Below are 19843 nucleotides of genomic sequence, written 5' to 3'. Positions count from 1 at the left end.
TTCCGAGGATTGAGAATCAGTTCATCCAATTCGTACAGTGCCGGCCAGCTTCGGGCTACACACAATGGAGACACGGCAATTTACTGGCAACGATTGCTTTGATCTGTTACCTGCGTGGGATATCATCCAAAACACCTGATAGATGACCCAGATCCCCCGCCTACTGAACGCCGAGCGCATGCGAACCTGTGTTTCACGTTCCCGCGCCAAGCGCAGCAGCTATCTTGACCGAGCGTCATGCCCACCGCTCGAGCTCGAACGCTTTCCCGTGTTGTGCCGAATCGGAGGACGATATGAGCTTTCTGCCCGTCGGGAGTATCGCGGCTCGCAGGTTCACCTGGGCCGAAGCCCGCCGCACACTGGTAATTCCGATCGCCGGGATCGTCTGCGCGGCCTCGGTCTGGGTGGGCATATCGGCACATGCGGCGCCGCCCGATAACGATTCGTTCTACGACCCGCCCGCCGCTCTGGCGGACATCACCAACGGGCAAATCATCAGGCAGCGCGACACTACTATCGCGCAGGGCGGGATCCCGATCCCTGGCTTGCGCGGTACCCAGTTACTATACAAGACAACGGATTCCGCGGGTCGGCCGATCGCCACGGCGACGACGATCCTGATCCCTCCGGATGTGCGGCCAGGCGCGCCGCTCCTGAGCTATCAGTTCTTCGTCAACGGCCTCGACGCCTCATGCAACCCCTCGCGCCAGCTGACCGGTGGGATGGTGATGACCTTTCCCAACGATCTAGCGTCGGCTTTGGCCCGCGGATGGGTGGTGGCAGTGCCCGATTTCGGTGGGCCGTCGGTGGCAATCAACGCCTACCGGCTGAGCGGTCAAGCCGTGCTCGACGGTATCCGAGCTGCCGAATCGGCGGAGAATGTTCGCCTGTCCGGCCCTCGGACCGATGTTGTCCTGATGGGCAGTTCGGGAGGGGGCTACGGCAGCCTCACCGCCGCCGAGTTACAGCCGACCTATGCCCCCGAGCTATCGATTCGTGGGGTCGCCGCCGCCGAACCTCCCACCGATTTCGAGAAGGTCCTGCGCAATTTGGACGGGGCACCGTTCTTCGGTAACGCCGTGATCATGTTGCTGGAGCTGGTTCGGGAATATCCCCAGATCGACCTCAGGCAGTTTTTGAACCCCGAAGGCGTCTCCATGTACAACGAGTTACAGGGCACCTGCCTGCTCGAGGATCTGGCGCGCTTCGCCTTCCATCGTATTTCGGACTATTCCTCTGTCCCCGACCTGTATTCGGAACCCACGATATCGACCATGCTCGCCGAGAACCGCCTCGGCCAGCAGCGGCCGGCAATACCGGTCTACCTCGAACAGGGTGTGCTCGACGAGGTTGTTCCGCCTGGTCAATCGGCACAGCTCGCCGATCGATACTGCTCTATGGGTGCGGTCGTTCGACAGGTCACCTCCTTTCGCGGTGATCACAATACAACCGGAATATTGTGGTCGAACGACGCGATGAACTATTTGCAGAACAGGCTCGACGGGCAGGCGCCACCGACCTCCTGCCATCCGTGACCATTCCTCTTTTCCCAGCAGTGGCACCATGTGCGGAGGGATGAAATGAACACCGAGCAGTTCACTCTTCTGTTGGCCGATCCGTCCGACGGCGAACGCTATTTTCTGTCCGGAGATGCCCGAGTCGTGATCGCCGCGGTCGTCGGCGGAGATCTGAATGTCGCGCGTATGCTCGCGGCCTACGACGCGCTGGCGCTGGAGTATCCGGTGGTGTCGTGCCGTCTCGTCGACGCTGGTAAGGCGGGTGGTTATCTGGTGGCCGACGCTGGGACCGCGTCCTCGGTATCGGCCAGCGACGGAGACGACTACTGGAATCACGTCGTGCCACCGGTCGACAAGACGCGCAATATGGTTCGCCTCGACATCGTCGGATCCGGTCGGCGGTATCTTGTTGCCCTCGTCGCCCACCACGCGATCTGGGATGGGCGTCTAGTCGCCGAGGTCTTCGCGCGGTTGTGGTATCGCTATGCCGATCCCACCGCCGAGATTCGCGCCCCTCGCCTGCAGCACTGCGTTGAGCAGGTGTTGCGCGAACACGGATTCGCCACCGTGACGGCGGAGGAAGTCGACGATGTTCTGCGGCGTCGCGCAAAGCGGTACGCCACCGTGGCTCTCGAGCCCGGTTGTCCGGCGGGTCGGCACCGGGTGCGGTTGACCGAGACCGTGACCGGCCGGGTGATCGAGGCGGCAGAGAAGGCGCGCACCTCGGTGCACGGCATACTGTGTGCTGCGATACTCGTCGCCGAGCGCCGGTTCCTGGGCGGAAGCGATGCGTTGCCCATGGCGATTCGAACCTATGTCGACCTGCGCGACGTCCTGATTCCACCAGTCGCGTCCGCACAGGTGCGCAACCTGGTCGGATCGTCGTGGTCGCAGGCGATGATCGCCCCCCACAGCGAGATTCTCCAGGTAGCAGTCACCCTGCAGGAGCAACTCACCCGCGACCTCACCGGCGGTGTGCTCGGATTTGAGGCGGCCGATCCCGGACGAGACTGGAATCCGGCGGTCGATGTGTCCGGTGTATCCAATATGGGCGTCCTAGAGGACCTGCCGCCCGGCGATGTCACCATCACCGATGTGCGGGGGTTCACCGAAGACGGTGGTGTGCCGCCGTGGTGCTACTTCGTCAACACCTACGCCAACCGGTTGTCCATCGAGTTGGTCTGGTTTCCGGACACCATGTCCGCCGATACCGCCCAGCGGATTCTCGCGGAAGTGGCAGCACAACTGGAACTGAAACGATGACCGAGCCCGCGGCGCACATCGGATTCGCGGTGCCCTCCAGGTCGGGTCACTTCATCACCTCGCTGGCATTGGCCCGCGCGCTGATCTCGCGGGGACATCGTGTCACCTATATCGGCACCAACGATTTCGCGGACCAGATCACCGCGGCCGGAGCGTCGCTGATCAGATCTTCCAGCTACGGCAGGGTGTTCAGCGATCCCTACGCGCGCGGGGGACAGGTCGGCGCCTTTGGTGCGGCCACCGTGGAAGCGACGTTCGAGCTCGACAACGACCTCGTCCGATTGGCCGATCATTTCCGGACCGATCCGCTGGATGTCTTGTGCGTGAATTTCATCTCGCACCTCGGCTACGGTCTAGCGGAAACGCTGGGTATCCCCAGAGTCGGGCTGTACCCGACCTTCGCAGTCGACGACCAACTCTTCGCCCGAGTCTACGGTGCGTTCGATCGGGAGCCGGGCGAGCGGGCCGACCGGGACGCCGCCTGGCAGAGAGCAGGGATTTCGCCTCCGGAGACCATGTGGATCGTTCCGCCCGCCGACCGGCTGAACCTCGTCTCCATCCCGCGTAGCTTCCAGATATTAAGCGACCGTCTGGACGATACCTTCCGATTCATCGGTCCCAGCCTCGCCGGACACCCAGACATCGACGCCTGGCGGCCGCCGAATATCGGTCGGCCCAATGTATACATCTCGTTGGGCACTGTCTTCAACGACAATGTGCCGTTCTTCCGGCGCTGCATCCGCGAGCTCGGTGACCGCGACCTCAACGTCGCGATGTCCGTCGGATCCACCGTCGATATCGGCGAACTCGGGCCGATACCCTCGAATTTCGATGTACGGCCGCGTTTTCCACAGATCGCCGTGCTGCGTGGCAGTGATGCGTTCGTCAGCCACGTCGGCACGGGCTCGATGATGGAAGCCATCCTGACAGGCACCCCGATCATCGGGTTCCCGCAGAATCATGAGCAATCCCTGTATGCCGACAAGGTCGTAGAGCTGGGGCTCGGCCTGTACCCACGCACGATCGGGCATTCGCTACACGAACTCGTTGCCCGAACCCTCGATTCGGCGTGTTTCCGGCTCAACCTCAGCGAAATGCGCCGAAGATTGGAAGCCGAAGACGGAATCGCTGTAGGAGCCCAAGCCGTCGAAGCGCTCGTCGCGAATACGACGATCCCGCGGAGCGGAAGATGAAAATTCTGGTCGTCGGTGCGGGCGGCGTCGGTGGTTGTCTCGCAGGGATTTTAGCTTGCCGGTCCGAGAACACCGTGACGATTGTGACCCGTGGCGAGACGAAGGAGGCTGTCGAGGACCGCGGACTGGTGTTGGTCGACAACAGTGGACTTCGGAGCGTCCACAGTGTCGACGTCATCGGCCCCACCAACGCGGTCGGGGTGTCCGACGTCATAGTGTTGTGCGTCAAGACCTGGCAACTCGACTCAGTCCTCTCCCTCGTCACCGCGGCGATCGGACCGGATACGCTGGTCGTCACCACACAGAACGGTTTGAGTACCGGCGATTACGTCGCCGAGGTGATCGATCAGGCAGCCATCATCGTGGGGGCCTGCGTCATGATCGCTGAGCGGACCGCGCCAGGCATATTCCAGTGTCTCAGTTACCCGCCTCATCTCGAGGTGGCACCGTACACCAAGCCCGATGCCGCGCGGAGGCGACGGCTAGACACCGTCGTCGAAACTTTCCGCCGCGCCGACATCGACACGACCGTGTCGCCGAATCTCGAGCTCACCCTCTGGCGCAAACTCATGCTCACCGGATCGTTCGCCGGCGTCGGCGTACTGACTCGCAAGTCCGCTGGTGGAATTCGTGCCCACGCGCCGACCATGCGCCTGCTGCAGGAGGCCATGCGGGAGGTCGCTCTGGTGGCAAGGGGCTCGGGCGTCGCCGTCACCGATGACCACATCGCCATCGCAATCGGGCAGTTCAATCGCTTTCCGCCGACCAGTGTCACTTCCATGCACCGGGACATGGCCGCCGGAAGCCCCTCGGAACTGATCGATCTGAGCGGAGCAATCGTCTCGGCCGCACAACGCGCGGCGGTTCCGGCACCGATCCACACGCATATCCTCGAGTCCCTGCTGCCGCAAGAGTCGCGTGCCCGCGCAGGTACGCATGTTCCCCCTCTGCCCGCTCACTGTCAGCCGTCACGTATGTCCCCACGTTGAGGCGGTTTTTGATCGACTGGTCCGTGCGGGCCGAAAAAGGGGATCCCTGACCGGCCCGAACCCGGTCGACCGGGGCAAGAGCGGATCGAGGATCCACCTGCTGTCCGACCGTGCCGGCCTGCCGCTGGCGGTAGCGGTGTCCGCCGCCAACACCAACGACGCGGATGCTCTCAAGCCCCTGGTCAAGGCCATCCCGGCGATCAAGATCCCCCGCGGCCCGCGCCGCCGCAAACCGGGCAAGCTGCACGCCGACAAGGCATATGACCACGTCGAACTGCGAGAATGGGTCCGCGACCGAGGCATCGCGGTTCGCATCGCCCGCAAAGGCATCGAGTCCAGCCGCAACTCGGCAAACACCGATGGGTCATCGAACGCTCGATCGCCTGGCTGTTCGGCCACTACAGACTCAACATCCGCTACGACCACAAAGCCACGCATTTCATCGCCTTCCTCATCCTCGCCGCCACCATCACCTGCTACAAGAAACTCGCCAAGGCGAAACCAGCGACGTGAGACACGCTTTTAGCGATCTCGGGTAGTCAGGAAGTGCGCAATGAGAGATTTGACAGAGAAACGCAGATTCGGTGTCGAAGGTCGTGCGATGCACTTATCGCACTGCGACAGGACGTGGTGGGCGAGGTCGGCACGACGAGGGCTCGTCACGAGGCGTGGGCTAGCCTCAGATTGTGCCTGGCGACAAACTGGTGCCGGATCTGTGCGGTCCGGCGCCAATGACCGCCAGCGTTCCTTCCGGCACAATCGGAGGCACACATTCAGCTGGTAGTCTGCAAAGCTTCTATGCCAGACAGTCCGCACCAGGCTCGGCAAGCCGTCGAGGGAGACATGGGCGTGGATTTCGATGTTTTCCCTTATTTGAATGATCATCGGAGCCGGTGTGCTAGGCATAGCATTGGAGGAGCCGGATCGCCTGATATCCCCGGCCGAGCATTCGTATATCCCGGTAAGCGGGATGGCTTGCAGAGCACGACCCAGGCTACATAGTCGATCGGTATCGGAAGGGAGAAGTGTAACCATGACACACATCATCGACGGTTCTGTCGTCCTCATCACTGGTGCGAACGGTGGCCTCGGAGAAGAATTTGTCGCTCAGACTCTCGCCCGCGGCGCAAGGAAGGTTTACGCCACCGCCCGTACAGCACGCGATTGGAGCGATCCTCGCGTCGTGCCGCTCATTCTCGACGTCACTGACCCCGCCTCCGTAGCGGCTGCTGCCGAGGCCGCAACGGATGTCACTGCCGTCGTCAACAACGCAGGCATCAACTTCCCCAGCGAACTATCGGAGGCCGTCATCGACGACGCCCGCAGGATGTTCGATACCAACTTCTTCGGTGCCATCGACGTGGCCACAAGATTCGCGCCCACGCTGCACCGCAACGGCGGTGGAGTGCTGCTCAACGTACTGTCTCTGGCCAGCTGGGTGAGTATCGGCGGCGCCTACAGTGCCTCGAAGGCCGCCCTGTGGTCGGCAACGAACACGTTGCGCCTCGAACTAGCACCGCATGGAACGCAGGTCGTCGGGCTGCATCTCGGGCCCACCGACACCCCGATGAACGCGGGCTACACCGCACCAATGAACGACCCCGCCGACGTTGTGCGGATCGCGCTCGACGGCATCGAAGCCGGAGAATTCGAAATCCTTGCCGACGACATCTGCGCAGAAGTCAAGCAGAAGCTCGCAGCGCCAATCGAAACGATGTATCCGCAACTGGTCGAGGTTACTGGTGGGCGAGTTGGTGATCGCGACGTCACCCACCGTACCCAGGGTTCTTTGGTCAATTGATGAACCACGAGGAGTGCAAAACACAATTCGCGGTACCGGCTCGGTCCTCGTGTGAGCAGGAATCGGAATGTCAACCTCCTTTCGACGGAAGGACGTCACGATGAGCACTGGTGCGCACGCATTGATCAAAACCCTGGCCGACAGCGGCGTCGAGGTGTGTTTCAGCAATCCAGGCACCTCGGAAATACATTTTGTAACCGCTCTCGACACAGCGGCGGAAATGCGCGCAATCCTGTGTCTGTTCGAAGGTGTCGCCACCGGCGCCGCCGACGGATACTCGCGGATCGCAGAAAAGCCTGCCGCAACGTTGCTGCACCTCGGGGTGGGACTGGGTAACGGGCTTGCCAATTTGCACAATGCCCGCCGCGCGCACAGTTCCGTTGTCAATATCGTCGGTGACCACGCGACCTATCACCGGAAGTACGATGCCCCATTACAGTCCGACATCGAATCCCTTGCAAAATGGCCACAGGGATGGGAACGCGAATCCAAGTCGTCAGCCGACATCGGGCAGGATGCCGCAGACGCGGTGGCCGCGGCCCGCGCCGCACCGGGTCGTGTGGCGACGCTGATATTGCCCGCCGATATCTCCTGGAGCGATGGCGGCACGGTGGGCTTCCCCGTAACGCCTAAGCCTCCCGCCGCGCCCGACCCGGACGTCGTCGCCGCCATCGCCGACATCTTGACCAACGGCGGACCTGCGGCGTTGTTGGTCGGCGGCCCGGCTGCCCGGGCAGCCGGACTGGCCGCAGTCGGCCGCATCGCACAGGCGACAGGCTCCACCGCGTTTGTGGAGACTTTCCCGGCCCGGATGGAACACGGTGCCGGTGTCACGAACGTCGAGCGCCTCGGCTTTTTCGCTGAGGCGGCCATAGCGCAACTCGCCGGGATCAAACATCTCATCGTGGCGGGCACCCCGCCGCCGGTGGCGTTCTTCGCCTACCCGGACAAACCCAGCTACCTCGTTCCCGACGGAGCGACCGTGCACACACTCGCCACCCTCGACGACGATGTCGTCGCCGCCTTGGAACTGCTGGCCGAATACGTCGCCGCCGATAGCGCACCGATACCATCCGAGCCCGCCGTGCCGGCACTGCCCAATGGTGACGTAACCGTCCAGAACTGGGCCGACGTCGTCGCCGCGCTCCTGCCGCCGGATGCCATCATCTCCGACGAGGCCACCACCTCGGGCATCATGCTGCCTACCGCCACTGCGGGCGCACCCCGGCACGACGTTCTCACCCTCACCGGTGGAGCAATCGGACAAGGCTTACCCGTCGCGATCGGGGCGGCTGTCGCCGCGCCCGACCGACCGGTCATCGCGCTGCAAGGCGACGGCGGTTCCATCTACACCATCTCGGCGCTGTGGACGATGGCGCGGGAAAACCTCAACATCACAACGGTGATCCTCAACAACAGCGCCTACGCAATCCTGCGCATCGAACTGCAGCGCGTCGGTGCGGGGGTCGCAGGCCCGAAAGCGAACGACCTGTTCGACCTGTCCCGCCCGGCCATCGACTTCGTCAGTATTGCCGAAGGATTCGGCGTGCCTGCCACCAGGGCGACGACCTGCGAAGAATTCGCCGAACAGTTCCAGCGGGCTGTCGACGAGCCCGGCCCGCACCTGATCGAACTGATCATCCTGCCGACGGCATGACAGCAAGAGGATCTGCCCGGTCGGCGCACCTCGCCGAGCTCCAGAAAGAGCGGTTCGGCTTCGACGACCGGAAGCGTAGGCAATGTCTCGATATCGCGTCCCATTTTCGCACTGGGTAGTGGTCCAGGCCGTGTTGGCCCTTGGCCACCTGGAAGTACTCCTCGACCGCCCCTCTGGCTCCGGCGACGGCCAGGATCTGCTCGCGGGTGACGGTGTCGGGGTGCAAGCACAGGTAGTAGGCGATGACAGTGGGGTCGTCGATGGCGCGTCGCGCCAGCAGCGAGTATTCGTCACCCTCACGCGAACGTCGATGGCCCGGTACACCGAGCCATCGACGTCGTCGCCGAGGCCGCACAAGGGTGCTGAGTCACTGCTGTGTGCGTCCCTCAGCTGAGGTGATTTGCCGACGCACCGGCAACCACAACACCATCAACGGAAGGATGCAGACCAGGATAAGGGGAATGTCTCCGAGCAGGTGGGCGTGTTCGCCGGTCATCACGATCGCCATGACGACCATGGTGACGCAATGGGCGACATTGGCCACGATGGTGAAGTTGATGAACAGCCAGTTCTTAGCCGGGTCATCGGCCGCGAACCAGAGGAAGATGCCCCAGACGATGTAAATCGAGCAGAGCATGTTCTCCGTGGCGTCCTGATCGTGACCCCAGCGGAGCAGGGCATAGCTCAGGCTGCCGGGCTGGACCACGCCGGCCGTACGGAGAGCCCACGCGCTACAGAAGAATGCGATGAAAATGATGGCGATCACGCGAATTACGGTGGGAAACACGCGTATCGCGAAATCCGAGCTGATCTTTCCCGCCGAGCCCGCCGCCATAGTGCTCTCCTTGGATCCATAAGCGTAGTCAGGGTAACCACGACCGGTGACCGGCCGGTCTGCACGCTACCCTCGCAGTGGCGTCCGCTGAGGTTGCCGACAATGATTCCGCCGTGCAACCGCGTGTCGCCCGATTCAGATCACCTTTAACCTCTGGCTAGCGCTGACCGCGCACAATCCGGGCAAGATCGTGCCGGACCGGGCCATCGCCACCGCGGTCGGTGTTGACTGCGTCGCCGACCTGGCGTTGCTGCGCACCCAGCCGGTGCGTTCGGGTTGGTGGCTTCCGATAGTGCCTGCCGCGGCTGGGTCACCACCCTGGCGTCGGACGCGCCGAAAGGCCTGTCTGCCATCGTGAAGCCGCGCCGGTGCCCGTGCGGTGGCATGAAAAAGTGCCGGAACCGGTGCCCCCCGATCATGGCACCGACGCCGGGCATCCGGTGGCCATCGATCTGGACGCCACCCCTGCTCGACTGCCACAGTGACGGGAGTATGCCGCTACCACGTTCAAACTGACAGCTGAATTGTGTCCAGCGACAAAAGTAGGGTCTATGGGCGTGCGCGCACCAAAGACGGGGGGTCAACAACCTCGTAGTGCCATAAACCGATGAAACAGTTCGCAGTGCTACGCCTTTCGCAATGCTCTTAGAGTGACTCGAACCGAAATAATATTGTTGTATCCTGTAGGGGAGTGGAAGTCTGAGCAGACGGTCGATGCGAGCTGATTTGCACGCGAGAAACGGTCGATGTGTCCCCTCGGTGCAGTGACCAGCGGGACGTGATATTCGGCCTTCCTAGCCCGGAAAGGAAATTAGATGTCCCTATATAGTGCAGTCGAGGACGAGGTCAACAAATGGTATGACACCTACACTGAGCGATTCGAGACGCTGCTCGCAGAGCAAGGGCCTTTAGCGGAGATCCGGGCCTTCTGCATGGAAACCCAGACGCCGGGGGTTACTGCCACCACCGGCGACAAGCACCAGGGCCGATCTGATATCGAGGACAGGATCGCCTATTACACCGACCTCTTCGCAAGCCTCTGGCGTGATGGCTACGCTAGTGAGACTGTCACCGATCGGACCGTGGACGTACTCAACCCGAGGGCTGCTATAGTCCAGCAGACCTACACTCGTTATGACGGCGACGGCACGGTCATCCACACCGTTCGTTGGGCTTATTTCCTCGTCAAAACCGATGCGGGCTGGCGTATCGATTCTTTTGCGACCCGTGGTTCCGCCCCTCTTCGTACCTGATGCAACTGGACCAACGCTCGGCCTGAGCTTCGACTGCTTAACAGGGGGCTCCACTCCTTCGGCTTGATCTAGCGTCGGCCAATCATGGTAACGGCGCCTGACCTACGGCAGGATTGGCGAAAGGTGGGCAAGTCTGGCCCCGCGGTCGCAAAGAGGTGCCGCGTCACTGCTGTGTGCGCCCCTCAGCTGAGGTGATTTGTCGACGCACCGGCAACCACAACACCATCAACGGAAGGATGCAGACCAGGATAAGGGGGATGTCTCCGAGCAGGTGGGCGTGTTCGCCTGCCATCGTGATCGCCATGACGACCATGGTGACGCAATGGGCCAAATTGGCCACGATGGTCGATGAACAGCCGGTTCTTGGCTGGGTCATCGGCCGCGAACCAGAGGAAGATGCCCCAGACGATGTAAATCGAGCAGAGCATGTTCTCCGTGTCGTCCTGATCGTGACCCCAGCGGAGCAGGGCATAGCTCAGGCTGCCGGGCTGGACCACGCCAGCCGTACGGAGGACCCACCCACTACAGAAGAATACGATGAAATGACGGCGATCACGCGAATTACGGTGGGAAACACGCGTTGCGCGAAATCCGAGCTGATCTTTGCCGACGAGCCCGCCGCCATAGTGCTCTCCTTGGGTCCATAAGCGTAGTTGAGGTAGTCACGACCGGTGATCGGCCGGTCTGCACCGTACACGTGCAGTAATATCCGCTGACGTTGCCGACGACGATTCTGCCGTGCTACCGCGTGTCGACCGATTCAGACCACTTCTAGAACTCTGGCTGGTGCTGACCGCGCACAATCGTCGCTAATCAGCCGCACGGCAATCACAGGCGACGCTCGCGGCGGGGGCCCCGGTTCAGCGAGGCACCGGCAAGAGGGCGAGTGTCCGATGGGGGGACAGCAGTCGTGCGGCGGCGGCTTGTTTGTGTGCAGGCACAACAATGGGGCTGATACAGGCGGCCTCGCGCCAACGACGTTTCTGGGTCGCGGTGGCAGTGTTGAAGGTGGAAGCAGCCCCAATACTCGTTGCCGTGCAGGAAAGTCCAACCACATCAAAGGAGCGCGCGATGTTCAATGACGCTAAGGAGATCGTTAACGAGCTCTACTCGCGGATCGGCGTGGGCGACCCAGAAGCGGCGGCGGAGCTGTTCGCAGAACCGGTGGACTGGGACATTCCTGGTGCTCCCGGTGTGGTGCCGTGGATCGGGACCCGCCAATCGCGCGCCGAGATCGTCGAGTTCTTCACCAGCCTCGATACGAAGTACCTCATCCGGGACTACTTCACCATCGACCGGGTCGTCGCCGACGGCGACCACGCCGTCGCGATCGGTCGACTTCGAGCGACTGTACGCGACACCGGCAAGGTGATCGTTTCACCGTTCACCATTCACTTCACCGTTACCGGCGGCCAGATCACCCACTTCCTGATGTTGGAAGACAGCTGGAACGTGGCAGAAGCCTTCACCAACTGAGCAGGAATTCCAATCTGATAGCAGGTAGCTCGATCAGGGCCAACGGTAATGTCGACCGCCAGGTAAATCCCGGGGCTGCCGGCCTGCAGTGGGCGTGCCTCGGTGCGATTGATGCGAAGCCTGACCACCTTCACCGAACAGAGCTGAATCGTGACCGTCAGCGGTAATCACCCGCCAGCGTGGTCAATTCGTCGAGTGCCCGATAGGTTTTGTCTTCGGGTTCGCTGGGCAACAGCGTGTTCACCTGGTGTACGTCGGCCTCCGGTGGGGTCAACGCCATTCAACCCGGGATCATCAACGACACTGCGTCCTGGGACGGCAACACCGACGTGCTCGAGTCGATCAGTTCCCGCACTCCGACCGGCCGACTTGTCACCACGGCCGACATCGTCGACGCTACGGCGTTCCTGATCCGAAACCCGGCCTTGAACCGGGTGAATCTGACCGTCGACGGCGGAATGATGTAGCGAGCACGATTGCCCTGCTTCAGTACCGAGGACGTCGTCCAAAGGCAGTGCTGCGTGCACGTAGAGCGCCGAGCTGCTGTGCTCGCGCTCCGCGGGCGGCGGTCCCCATAGTCCCTCGCGGGATCGGCGAGCAGATGAGGCCAGGGAATCTATGGTCCACCGGGCCTCACGACTGCTGCAGTGCCAGGTGTTGATCGATTGGCGGAGAGCAGGTTACTGCGCGAACTGTAGGTATCTGCACCGCTGTGGCGGGCTTGCTGCGTGACCCGTGATCCTTCGATTTCGCTGGACGGGAATCGGCGCCCTCTCTCCCGGCCGACACGTCTTGGATGGGTATGGCCGAGTATGGCCAAAGAAATTTGGGCCCGATCACCTCCTGAATTTGGCGTTGTGACCGTTGACGGATTTGTGTACCGAAGCGGTTGGTTCGAGGTGGCAAATCGAGTAGTGAAAAGAGGGCCAATGTGTGTTGCCGCGAAGGTCGAAGGGGCCGCCTAACCTCAACTGATAGGACAGCCGATCCGGACTTACAGTTGATCTCAGGATGGGTTGGCCACCATCGGTTTTCGCGGAGGTGTCGTCACGGCAACCATAGTGATTCACCGGAGTGGATGCCTGGCTCCCTGTGGGCGCATGGTCAATGAAGACCTGTCCGATGACGACGACGACTTCGGCATGGTCATCCACGTACATCGCTATTCCTGTGGGTGTCGCACGGTACGTCGCGACTACCACGACGGCAGCGTCGGCGAGCGCACGGTGCGGCACGACGGTAAGAAGGTCGCGTCGCAGCTTAGGCCGGAACAAGGGTGTTAGTGCGGGGCAGCGGCAGACCGCGAAGGGCGGCAAGGGCATTCTATTCGAACATCTTCGGGGCCGATCGGTGCCCACGATTGTGACGAAACCTTATGTCGGCGTCTGCGGCTGTGGTCTGCGAATGCCGCGCGGATGCTGCCCGACGAGTCGATCTACTGCGAACAAGGAGTTATCGGCGTGCATGTAGGTTCCCCAGCCTTGGGCTCGAGCTCGAGCCGGTATGAGTCGGCGGCGGTAACTTCGTCAACCGAGCTACTTCGGATCATGATGCGTTCCCGTGTATTCGACCGGCGTGCCGGGATTCTTTTCCGGCAGGGGACGCCCTGCTCGTCCGGTCTGGTCGCGGTGCACATGGCCTGTCAGGCGCTGGCGACCGGGGAGTGTGATACAGCGCTGGCGGGTGGGGTGATGTTGATGACCTCGCCGGAGACAATGCACTACGAGGAGCAATGGCTGACCTCGAAACGAGGACACTGCTTCGCCTTCGATGAACGAGCTGACGGCTTCGTACGCGGCGAGGGCCGCGGGATGCTGCAGCTCAAACGGCTCGACGACGCGATCCGCGACGGTGACCGGATACTCGCGGTTGCTCGGGGTTCGGCGGTGACAAGCGACGGCCAATCCGAACGCCTGACGGCGCCGTCGACCGTGATGCAACAGGGGGCGTCCCGATTGGCACTCGCTCGTGCCGACGTCGTGGCAGGGCAGATCGGATCTGGTCGAGGCACACGACGCGGGAACACCGACCGGCGATCCGATCGAATACACCTCGATCAACACCGTATATGGCCGCGGTCCCGGCCGGTACGCCTTGGGGTCGGTGAAAACCCATTTTGGGCACTCTGAGCCTGCTCTCAATAGGCTAGCGCAACACTTGATTCTCGCGATGAACCGGGATGTGGTTTGTGATGACGAGGACGGCGTTGTCGGAAGCGGAGATCGATGAGGTGTGGCAGCGGTGGCGGTCGGGCCAAACGGTGAAAGTTCTTGCCCGCGAGATGCGTCGACATCCATCGACGGTGCGTGATCTGCTCAAACGGTGTGGCGGGGTGCGGGCAGCGCCCCGTCGCCGTGGTGAGTTGCGGCTGAGTTTGGGCTGAGTAGCTCGCCCGGCTGCGGGATGGTGCCCCCGCAGCGGCACGAAGTACTCCCAAGCATCAGGTTCTTCGGCGCCCTCGCCCCCGGGTACTTCAACCCGGGTGCGGGGACCACGGACACCCGGGCGAGGGCGTCGCGCAGGATCTCCTCGACCTCGGCGAACAATGGCCCGAGGTCGGGGGCGAGAACCAGCACCCGGGTATCGCAGCGGCCGAACGACCTGTTCCGGTGTTGTTTCAGGTCATGACGCTGCCTTCCTTGGAAAAGGACGAGCGCCGGGCCCCACTGGTCAAGCGTTGATCGCCTCACGGCGGTCGCTGTGTTCGATTTCGATCTTGCGTGGCTTCGCTTTCTCCGCAACTGGGATCGCCAGGCGCAGTACATTGTCGGTGTAGTCGGCGCGAATATGGTCGGTGTCGAGGCCTTCGCCGAGGAACAATTGCCGGCCGAACACACCGCGGGAGCGTTCCGCCGCGATCATCGATCGCCCCGTGTCCAGCTCTGGGCGTTCGGCTCGAATGGTCACCACGTTGCGCTCGATGTCCAAGTCCAACGACTTGGGATCGATACCGGGCAGATCGAACTCGACCAGGAACTCATCGCCCTCGCGCCAGGCATCCATCGGCATCACCGTGGGACGGGCCGCCGTGCCGAACACCTGTTGCGTGAGACGGTCCAGATCACGGAAAGGATCGGTACGCATCAGCATGGTCGCCACCTCCAACTCACTCCATTCTCTTCTCGTAGTTCCAGATAATCTGTGTCATCTGGCATAGGTTTGTTCTAGCACTATAGACAGGAGAGCGCAAGCACCTAGACTGGAAAATCGGCCACAGTGGTTGCGAACCTTGAGCGCGATCTCTGGCGTACCGAGAAAGAGCGAGATGCGGCCAGGAGCGCACTTGCGATGGCGAAGAGCAGGATTCGCGATCTCGAATCACAACATGCGGTCGAGGTCCCAAGGCGCCCCCCCTGCCGCACCAAGTACGCGACCGGAGCGGACCGCATCCGCCGTCGTTCCCCACGCGACTACCGCTGATCTCGACACCCTTGAGCGTGAGCTCCGCAGCGCGGACCCGGACGGACGCAAGATGGCGGCTGCGCTACGTCGCGCGCTGACTTCCCGCGGGATGGAAGTCATACCGGCCGATTCCGATGGGATCAGCTCAGTAAGGTCGAGCGAGCAACTATGGGCATTCGAGTCGAGCGTGAGCTGAGGCGTGAGTTCGGATTCGAGCCGGGATCGCGACTCGGCCTTGCACTCGGCGGCATCGAGTTCGATTGCAAGTACTCGATGAAGCCGACCGGATGGATGATCGCATCCGAAGCGCAGGGCAGCATCTGCCTTCTGCTCACCGCCGATGATCGAACGTCGACGTGGAGCGCCGGTCTCCTCCGAGCCGATCCGGAATTGGTCAGCAATCATAGAACCTCGATAGGAAGGCACCCTCACCGCGGAAGGCTGCAAGGGCATACGGTGCTGCACCGGCATGCCGCGTCGCCGAACAACGTCCTTGTGCACCTTCCACAGCCGGATATCGACGCGATCTTCGCGCCTCGGTCGGCCAAAGAGAGAATCGCCGAGTTGTTGCGGCGGGCGCAGCGCCAACCGATTTCACGCACTACAGCTACTGATGCGGTGCGATCGCATTGACATCGACGGAATAGGTATTTCCTGCGCACTTGACCGTCCATTTACCCATTAGGTCATCGATCGTCTTATTGCGCGAGATCAGGTGATAGGCCAATGATGCGAACAGGCGACTCGGAAGGTCCGATGCGTTCACCTGAAGTTGCCGGTCCTGATTACCGACTATCCAATGACCGTTGCCGGTCGGGGCTGCGGCGATCTCACAGCCCGGTAGTCGGGCAAGGGTACTGCAAATCCATGTAACGGTGTCCTCACCTGCAGCGCCGATGATGATGTCGGCTAGTTCGAGCCAGCGTCGCTGGGGTGCTCGTACACCCACGGCCAAATGCGTGTTTCTGCGAACTTTGGTATTGGTGTGCAGCCGCTCGGCTGAGAAGCGGGTGATGGTGGCAGATCGCTTGGCGTCCATTTCGACGTGCACTACATGAGCGTCAGCGCCGGTCAGCGGGGTCGGGGGTAGTGGGAGGGCTGCTATGTCGGCGGGATGGTCGGGCTCAGGCAGCCGCATCGTCTGATACATCGCTTCCCGCAACAACTCCGCGCTGGCGTCGGGCGCTGAGGTGGTCAGTGCCCCGATCGCCGCATACCTCTCCGGTTGATGGTCGTCTATCGCTTGACGCGCCTGGTCAGCGAGGTCGCTGTTCCGGTCGAGTAGTGGAGCCGTTGACAGCAACCGGGCAATTGGTGAACCCGGATCGACGGTGTGAACGGGTGCGGTGGCCAGCAACAGCGGATTTCCCAGTGCTGCTGAGTAGAACGGCACCGAACCATGATCTCCAACCACGAGATCGGCGGCAACTACGCCGGCCCGCCAGTAGTCGACGTCGTCAGGAACGTGAGCACCTGCCCGCTCTGCACCGGACAGATACTGGCTGACTTGCCATCGTGAATGATGTGCGCGAATGTTGGGGTGGAGGGCGAGCATGACTCGGAATTCGTCCGCGGGCAGTTCTGCGGTCAGTCTTCGGGGCAGGGCGGGGTCGGTGGCGAGTAACGAGTCTGGCCCCCACGTGGAGGAGATGACGACGAGCTTCTGCCCGGAAGTCAAGCCTAGGGCACGTCGATAAGTTGCGCGGAGCGGTCCGCTGGCGCGGAGCCGGTCGTAGCATATGTCGCCCGCTAAGAGCGTACGGGGAATGGCTTCAGGGCAAGCCTGTTGTAGGCGGTCGCGTTGTTCGGCATGGGATAGGACGATGACCGAGGGGACGACGCGTCCATTGTGCAGAAGCCAATCGGGTGATAAGCCGAAGACGCTTTGTTCTTTGTTCTTTGTTCTTTGTTCTTTGTTCTTTGTTCTTTGTTCTTTGTTCTTTGTTCTTTGTTCTTTGTTCTTTGTTCTTTGTTCTTTGTTCTTTGTTCTTTGTTCAGGTATTTATTGTATCCCATGCCATGTGGCACGACAAGTAGCGGAGCCTGGATTTCATGCAAGCTCCCCCCGTAGCTTGCCGATACCGCCAGATCGAATGATTGGGATACCGCAGCGTGCCAAGGTATCTCGATGGCGCCTCGGGTGTTGATGAATTCACTTGTGTCGGTATCGAACACTGAGGAGCCGGTTCGCGTGAAGATGATGCGGATCCGTGGATCCGGTGCGAGTATTTCGATCGTGTCGAACAAGCGGGTGGCTGCGGTTGTGTTGTGTACCACCGCGAGCACGGTTCGGCAGTTGGGATAGGTCGACCAGCGACTGCTGCTAGGTGATGGATGCTGTTCGACGGATGGCACAACGCATGATCGTAGCTGTGCAGCGGGCAAACGTTGTTCGTCCGCAGGAATGAGTCGGCGAGCAGGGAACTTATGGCAGTTGGGTGTCCGGACTGGTTCGTGACTGTTCCAGTTGCGCGGCGGTGATACCGACGGTGCTGGTGAGGTCGGCGCCTGCGAGTGCGGTGTTGCTGAGGTCGGCGCCGGTGAGGGTGGCACCGATGAGCTTGGCGCCGATCAGTCGTGCGCCGGTCAGCCTGGCGCGAGTGAGGTTCGCGCCGGTTAGATCGGCCCCGACCAGGTCGGCGTTGGTGAGATCGGCGTCGATGAGTGTGGCGCCGCGTAGGTCGGAGTCGGTGAGCTCGGCGGCCGTGAGTCGGACACCGGTGAGGGTGGTTTCGCGCAGGTTGGAGCGGGGGAGTCGGACTCCGGCGAGGTTCATCGGCGGCTCGGTCACGGAGGGGTTGCGTCGTTGAAGGACAGACAGGACCGCGGCGACGTCTGCGGGCAGATCTTCGTCCGGGTCCGGCCGAGAGCGTGGGCCTGCATGCTGACGCAGGAAGTCCGCACAGGTGTCCAGGACGCGAATGCGGTCTATAGGTGTGAAGTGCATGATGCGATCGAGCTCACGCACGCCGCCCGCCCGTACAGTCAAATCGGTGGAGCCCAGATGGCCGATGGCGGCGCTGAAGCTGTCGGTGTACTGCTTGTCCTTGTCCAGGTAGTGCTTTTTGATGCCGTACACGGCAACGGCGGCGGTCACGCCGATCCCGACCAACTGAATGAGTTGATTGCGAAAGCTTTCGGCGTTCTTCGCATCGCCGGCGAGCCACAGCGGACCTTGATAGGCGAGCCATGCGAGCGTGAAGATCAGGATGATGACCGCAGCAGTAGTCAGCCAGCGTTTCGGTTGTCTCATGTGGCCATTTCAGCAGGAGTTCGCCTCGAGCGTGTGGGCCGGGAGATGATGTCGGGCATGGGGATGCTATTCGTACCGTATTCGGCATGGGGACACGTAGCGCCGATGCTTGCGGTGGTCGCCGAGCTGACCGCGCGCGGGATCGCGGTTCGCGTGTTAGCCGGATCGGCATACCGTGGTGCGGTTGAATCCGTTGGCGCCGTGGCCGTCGTGCCGGAGGTTGAGCATGAGGTCCGGGTGCCCGCCGAATGCGGTCCGGCTGCGTGGGCGGAGCGCGGCAGGCTGCGTTATCAGCGGCGAATCGCTTGGGCGACAACCGAAGTCGCGCTGATCCGGGAGCTGCGTACGGACCCGCCCGACGTATGCGTGGTCGATCCGCATATGCCATGGGCGCATCGGATAGCCATCCGCTCCGGGGCCGCGGTGGTGCGGTTGTGGACCACACATGCGCGTCGATCCCGTGGCAACATGCCGGTACTGGTCAATGCATTGCGGGAATTGCAGCCTGCGCGCTGGCGTTTCGGGCAGGAGGTGCATTTCGTCGGGCCACTCAACGGTTTCGCGGGGCCGCTCAACGGGTTCGCGCCGGAGGGCGCCGATACAGAGATCGCCGAGTTGGCCGGGCTCGAGGGGCCGCTGCTGGTGGTGGCGCCCGGCACAGTCTTCGAGCGGTCCGCCACGTACTTTCGTGGCATCGCCGAGGCATTCGCCGGGTCGGAGTGGACCGTGCTGTTGGCTACTGCCTGGCTGCCGGTGCCAGAGGTGGGCACGCTGCCGGAGAACGTCCTGGCGCGGCAGTGGATACCGCAGTCCGCGGTGCTGCGCCGCGCGGATGTATTCCTGACCCACGCTGGAATGAACTCAGTACAGGAGTCACTGCTCGCTGGTGTGCCGATGCTGCTGGCGCCGCGCAGTCGCGAGCAACGGCAAACCGCCGCGCGGTTGCGCGCACTCGGTGTCGGCCAGTCGCTACACTGCGATGGAGGAGTTGTGCAGCAGGCGCTGCGACTGGCTTCGGATCCGTTGGTGCGCAAGGGATTGCAGCTGATACAGGCACGTATGCCAGAGTCCTCCGGGAAGGTCAGGGCAGCCGATCTGCTGCTCGAAATTGCCGACCCGGTCGGTAGCACGCGGTCGTGGCGGACGCCATGACGCGCGGTGCCCGTGGATCCGATGTCGGGTTGTCAGCGACCGGATAGGGTCG

At 62.3% G+C, this 19843-nt stretch carries 21 protein-coding genes and 2 pseudogenes; 16 read left to right on the top strand and 7 right to left on the bottom strand.

What is annotated here, in order from left to right:
• The first annotated feature begins 224 nt into the window (after positions 1–224).
• From ACQPW1_RS29905 to ACQPW1_RS29875, 7 genes and pseudogenes are all read left to right on the top strand, one after another.
• Positions 225–1535: a lipase family protein gene (locus tag ACQPW1_RS29905; RefSeq protein ID WP_433655117.1), complete on the top strand. Its 1311-nt coding sequence runs from the start codon at positions 225–227 to the stop codon at positions 1533–1535.
• Positions 1536–1580: 45 nt separating this feature from the next.
• Complete coding sequence (locus ACQPW1_RS29900; protein WP_433655116.1) at positions 1581–2780, top strand: phthiocerol/phthiodiolone dimycocerosyl transferase family protein; 1200 nt, start codon at positions 1581–1583, stop codon at positions 2778–2780.
• Positions 2777–3973 (top strand): nucleotide disphospho-sugar-binding domain-containing protein, encoded by a 1197-nt coding sequence (locus tag ACQPW1_RS29895; RefSeq protein WP_433655115.1) that lies wholly within the window; start codon positions 2777–2779, stop codon positions 3971–3973. The genes ACQPW1_RS29900 and ACQPW1_RS29895 overlap by 4 nt, the downstream gene beginning before the upstream one ends.
• A complete protein-coding gene (locus tag ACQPW1_RS29890; RefSeq protein WP_433655114.1) occupies positions 3970–4962 on the top strand; it encodes a ketopantoate reductase family protein in 993 nt (330 codons plus the stop codon). The genes ACQPW1_RS29895 and ACQPW1_RS29890 overlap by 4 nt, the downstream gene beginning before the upstream one ends.
• Positions 4963–4999: 37 nt before the next feature.
• Positions 5000–5475 (top strand): annotated as a pseudogene (locus ACQPW1_RS29885) (IS5 family transposase); the annotation flags it as partial.
• 520 nt (positions 5476–5995) lie between these two features.
• Entirely contained in the window at positions 5996–6763 is a 768-nt protein-coding gene (locus ACQPW1_RS29880) for an SDR family oxidoreductase (protein ID WP_433655113.1), read from the top strand.
• Positions 6764–6863: 100 nt separating this feature from the next.
• Positions 6864–8420 carry an acetolactate synthase large subunit gene (locus ACQPW1_RS29875; RefSeq protein WP_433655112.1) on the top strand — a complete coding sequence of 519 codons (1557 nt, stop codon included), beginning with the start codon at positions 6864–6866 and terminating at the stop codon, positions 8418–8420.
• Between the two features lie 367 nt (positions 8421–8787).
• Here the strand turns inward: ACQPW1_RS29875 and ACQPW1_RS29870 are convergent, their stop codons facing one another.
• A complete protein-coding gene (locus ACQPW1_RS29870; protein ID WP_433655111.1) occupies positions 8788–9255 on the bottom strand; it encodes a DUF6632 domain-containing protein in 468 nt (155 codons plus the stop codon).
• An 815-nt stretch (positions 9256–10070) separates the two neighbouring features.
• On the opposite strand from ACQPW1_RS29870, the gene ACQPW1_RS29865 reads away from it, so the two are divergent.
• Positions 10071–10508, top strand: a complete 438-nt coding sequence (locus ACQPW1_RS29865; RefSeq protein WP_433655110.1) for a DUF6841 family protein — start codon at positions 10071–10073, stop codon at positions 10506–10508.
• Between the two features lie 163 nt (positions 10509–10671).
• On the opposite strand, the gene ACQPW1_RS29860 is transcribed toward ACQPW1_RS29865, so the two are convergent.
• The gene (locus tag ACQPW1_RS29860) at positions 10672–10812 is read right to left on the bottom strand and encodes a hypothetical protein (protein ID WP_433655109.1); all 141 of its coding nucleotides are present in this window, start codon (positions 10810–10812) and stop codon (positions 10672–10674) included.
• On the opposite strand from ACQPW1_RS29860, the gene ACQPW1_RS29855 reads away from it, so the two are divergent.
• From ACQPW1_RS29855 to ACQPW1_RS29830, 6 genes are all read left to right on the top strand, one after another.
• Positions 10811–11155, top strand: a complete 345-nt coding sequence (locus tag ACQPW1_RS29855; RefSeq protein WP_433655108.1) for a hypothetical protein — start codon at positions 10811–10813, stop codon at positions 11153–11155. The genes ACQPW1_RS29860 and ACQPW1_RS29855 overlap by 2 nt on opposite strands.
• 298 nt (positions 11156–11453) lie before the next feature.
• On the top strand, positions 11454–11984 hold the full coding sequence (locus ACQPW1_RS29850) for a nuclear transport factor 2 family protein (RefSeq protein ID WP_433655107.1): 531 nt from the start codon (positions 11454–11456) through the stop codon (positions 11982–11984).
• A gap of 209 nt (positions 11985–12193) precedes the next feature.
• Complete coding sequence (locus ACQPW1_RS29845) at positions 12194–12451, top strand: SDR family oxidoreductase (RefSeq protein WP_433655106.1); 258 nt, start codon at positions 12194–12196, stop codon at positions 12449–12451.
• Between the two features lie 633 nt (positions 12452–13084).
• Positions 13085–13267, top strand: coding sequence for a hypothetical protein (locus tag ACQPW1_RS29840; RefSeq protein WP_433655105.1), 183 nt, complete (start codon positions 13085–13087; stop codon positions 13265–13267).
• 132 nt (positions 13268–13399) lie between these two features.
• A complete protein-coding gene (locus tag ACQPW1_RS29835) occupies positions 13400–14113 on the top strand; it encodes a beta-ketoacyl synthase N-terminal-like domain-containing protein (protein WP_433655104.1) in 714 nt (237 codons plus the stop codon).
• The gene (locus ACQPW1_RS29830) at positions 14025–14213 is read left to right on the top strand and encodes a hypothetical protein (protein WP_433665365.1); all 189 of its coding nucleotides are present in this window, start codon (positions 14025–14027) and stop codon (positions 14211–14213) included. The genes ACQPW1_RS29835 and ACQPW1_RS29830 overlap by 89 nt, the downstream gene beginning before the upstream one ends.
• A gap of 86 nt (positions 14214–14299) precedes the next feature.
• Here the strand turns inward: ACQPW1_RS29830 and ACQPW1_RS29825 are convergent, their stop codons facing one another.
• Entirely contained in the window at positions 14300–14560 is a 261-nt protein-coding gene (locus tag ACQPW1_RS29825) for a hypothetical protein (protein ID WP_433655103.1), read from the bottom strand.
• Positions 14561–14654: 94 nt separating this feature from the next.
• Entirely contained in the window at positions 14655–15074 is a 420-nt protein-coding gene (locus ACQPW1_RS29820; protein WP_433655102.1) for an Hsp20/alpha crystallin family protein, read from the bottom strand.
• A 477-nt stretch (positions 15075–15551) separates the two neighbouring features.
• Here ACQPW1_RS29820 and ACQPW1_RS29815 point away from each other — a divergent pair.
• Positions 15552–16019, top strand: a pseudogene (locus tag ACQPW1_RS29815) (NaeI family type II restriction endonuclease); the annotation flags it as partial.
• Here ACQPW1_RS29815 and ACQPW1_RS29810 read toward each other — a convergent pair.
• The 3 genes from ACQPW1_RS29810 to ACQPW1_RS29800 form a co-directional block, all read right to left on the bottom strand.
• Entirely contained in the window at positions 15994–17064 is a 1071-nt protein-coding gene (locus ACQPW1_RS29810; RefSeq protein WP_433655101.1) for a hypothetical protein, read from the bottom strand. The pseudogene ACQPW1_RS29815 and the gene ACQPW1_RS29810 overlap by 26 nt on opposite strands.
• 71 nt (positions 17065–17135) lie before the next feature.
• Positions 17136–17741: a hypothetical protein gene (locus tag ACQPW1_RS29805; protein WP_433655100.1), complete on the bottom strand. Its 606-nt coding sequence runs from the start codon at positions 17739–17741 to the stop codon at positions 17136–17138.
• 70 nt (positions 17742–17811) lie between these two features.
• The gene (locus tag ACQPW1_RS29800) at positions 17812–18639 is read right to left on the bottom strand and encodes a pentapeptide repeat-containing protein (RefSeq protein WP_433655099.1); all 828 of its coding nucleotides are present in this window, start codon (positions 18637–18639) and stop codon (positions 17812–17814) included.
• Positions 18640–18696: 57 nt separating this feature from the next.
• On the opposite strand from ACQPW1_RS29800, the gene ACQPW1_RS29795 reads away from it, so the two are divergent.
• Positions 18697–19791 (top strand): nucleotide disphospho-sugar-binding domain-containing protein, encoded by a 1095-nt coding sequence (locus tag ACQPW1_RS29795; protein WP_433655098.1) that lies wholly within the window; start codon positions 18697–18699, stop codon positions 19789–19791.
• The last annotated feature ends 52 nt before the right edge of the window (positions 19792–19843 follow it).

The organism is Nocardia sp. CA-128927, from assembly GCF_050955855.1.
Classification (GTDB): domain Bacteria; phylum Actinomycetota; class Actinomycetes; order Mycobacteriales; family Mycobacteriaceae; genus Nocardia.
The sequence above is the reverse complement of the archived record's forward strand: the minus strand, read 5'-3'. Positions and strand labels throughout refer to the sequence as shown.